1 protein-coding gene is annotated in these 655 nt (G+C 65.6%); it reads left to right on the top strand.

All coding sequences use genetic code 11. From position 1 onward, the window contains the following. Positions 1-103: 103 nt before the first annotated feature. Entirely contained in the window at positions 104-574 is a 471-nt protein-coding gene (locus IEY73_RS32820; protein WP_189083236.1) for a hypothetical protein, read from the top strand. The last annotated feature ends 81 nt before the right edge of the window (positions 575-655 follow it).

The following is a 655-nucleotide window of genomic DNA, read 5'->3' as shown; positions in this document are numbered from 1 at the left end:
CCACGGGGCGCGACCGCTGCGACCGGTAGATTTCGTCCGCATGGAGTCGTGGGGTGCAGCACTGTACGGAGATCCGTGTCGAGTGTGCGGATTTGACTGGTCAGTGACACCGCAGCAGGCCTTGAGCTGGGTTTCCGGTTGGAATCAGCATCTCGCTGCCGCATCCGCCGGGGCCGACGGCACTGAACGCCGTCTGGGTGGTGGATGGTCAGTCACCGAGTATGTCTGCCACGTGGGGGACAACCTGCGCCAATGGTCCGAGCGGCTGCAGGCCGCACTTCTCTCCCAGCAGAACGAGGTCGTCGGCTACGACCCCGACGCGCTGGCGGTGGCCCGCGGATACGCTGCTCTGCCATTTTCCGTCGCCGCGTGGTCGAGCGCGCTAGCCGCGGCTGTCTGGGTTGAGGTTGTAGGTCAAGCGCTGAGCGACAAGGTCGCACTCCAGCATGCGACTCGGGGCCGCCAGACAGCCGAGGACGTCGCTCGGAATAATTGTCACGACGCCTACCACCACCTCTGGGACATCGAACAGATCCTGGCGCAGACGAATAGCCAGGCGAGCCGGGTGTATTGATCTCGGCTCCGTGCGCTGGGCAGGTGCGGGCCGTGCCGAACGTGACGGCCGTCCTGTTCACCGCGCACGATCGGCGGCAGA

The organism is Mangrovihabitans endophyticus (genome assembly GCF_014646155.1).
Lineage (GTDB): Bacteria > Actinomycetota > Actinomycetes > Mycobacteriales > Micromonosporaceae > Actinoplanes > Actinoplanes endophyticus.
Note: the sequence above shows the minus strand (reverse complement) of the source record. Positions and strands in the feature narration are given on the sequence as shown.